Origin of the sequence: Actinoallomurus acaciae (genome assembly GCF_042429965.1) — a bacterium.
GTDB classification, from domain to species: Bacteria; Actinomycetota; Actinomycetes; order Streptosporangiales; family Streptosporangiaceae; genus Actinoallomurus; species Actinoallomurus acaciae.
This window is the reverse complement of record NZ_JBHLZP010001121.1, coordinates 1-1,023: the sequence shown is the minus strand read 5'-3', so window position 1 is coordinate 1,023 and position 1,023 is coordinate 1. Positions and strand designations below refer to the sequence as shown.

Genomic DNA, 1,023 nt, shown 5'->3' with positions numbered 1-1,023 from the left:
AGGCCACCGGCCAGCTCGGCGGCGAGCCGGTCCAGCGAGGCGGCGATCCTCGTGAGCGGGGTGCCCGGCGCGGGTTCGTCGACGATGTCGTCGGCGTGGCGGGCGAAGCCGTACAGGGCGTGGATCGCCGGCCGGCGCGACGGCGGCAGCAGCCGGGTCGCGAGGAAGAAGGTCCGGCCGTGCCGGGCGTTGAGGGCCCGGCACCGCAGGTAGGCGTCCCGCAGGGACGGCTCGGTGATCCCGGCGGCGGCCAGCTCCCGCTCGGTCATGAGTCCTCCCGCGTCGGAGGGTGTGACCACTGGGACGTGTCTTCGGTTCCCTCGCTCCGCTCGGTCATGAATCCTCCTGCGTCGGAGGGTGTGACCACAGGGGCGTGTTCTCGATTCCCTCGCTCCGCTCGGTCATGGCGGTCCGGGGTGGTGCGCGTGGCCGCCGGTGATCCGGTCGGCGGCCAGCCGCCCGGACACCAGCGCGGTCGGGACGCCGACGCCCGGCACGGTGCCGCAGCCGGCCAGTACCACGTTGTCGGTCGTACGGGGAAGGTTGGCGGGCCGGAACGGGCCGGTCTGGCCGAAGGTGTGCGCCAGGCTGAAGGGCGTGCCGGCGAGGAGCCCCTGGCGGCGCCAGTCGGCGGGGGTGATGACGTGCAGGACGTCCTTCACGTGGACGCGCAGGCCGGACCGTACGGCCGTGGCCTGGATGAGTTCTTCCGCGTACGCCGGGCCGATGCGGTCCCAGTCGAGCCGTGCGCGGGCGAGGTTGGGCGCCGGGGCGAGCACGGACACGAGCTGGCGTCCCTCGGGGGCGAGCGCGGCGTCGGTGACCGTCGGGCGGGTCAGCAGCAGCGACGGGTCACGCATCGGCCGGCCGTCGCGGATCAGATCGTCGAAGGTCGTGTGCCAGGCCCGGCCGAACAGCAGGTTGTGGTGGGCGGTGCCGTACGCGCCGGGCCGCCCGTCGCCGGAGACGCCGAGGTGCACGACGACGGCCGACGGCGCGGCCACGAGGCGGGCGGGCCGCCGG

2 protein-coding genes are annotated in these 1,023 nt (G+C 75.1%); both read right to left on the bottom strand.

Annotation, left to right across the window (positions count from 1 at the left end; all coding sequences use genetic code 11):
• The coding region (locus ACFFNX_RS51015) for a squalene/phytoene synthase family protein (protein WP_378213733.1) at positions 1–269 on the bottom strand (269 nt) is incomplete at its 3' end.
• A 132-nt stretch (positions 270–401) separates the two neighbouring features.
• Positions 402–1,023: FAD-dependent oxidoreductase (locus tag ACFFNX_RS51010; RefSeq protein WP_378213732.1), on the bottom strand; the 622-nt coding region annotated here is incomplete at its 5' end.